General features: G+C 29.6%; 1 pseudogene. It reads left to right on the top strand.

Going from position 1 to position 226, the window contains the following annotated elements:
• Positions 1 to 226, top strand: a pseudogene (locus tag D9V42_RS15515) (hypothetical protein); the annotation flags it as partial.

The raw sequence follows: 226 nt of genomic DNA, 5'->3' as shown, positions 1-226 counted from the left end.
TTGATTTTTTAGAAAACGTTCCTAAAGGTACAAAAACTGCTCATATACGAGAAGCGCTTATTAGATACATTAATGATTTGGGTGATACTCCTCCAATACCTTTTAATAACAAAATAAATGATATGAAATCTATCAAGTATGATAATGGAAAATTATTGAGTGGCCCAAGTGAAGAACGAAAAAAGGAAATTCGAGAAGCAATTAAGCAAGAAAATATTAAACAATC

Source organism: Staphylococcus pseudoxylosus, from assembly GCF_003697915.1.
Classification (GTDB): Bacteria; Bacillota; Bacilli; order Staphylococcales; family Staphylococcaceae; genus Staphylococcus; species Staphylococcus pseudoxylosus.
Note: the sequence above shows the minus strand (reverse complement) of the source record. Positions and strands in the feature narration are given on the sequence as shown.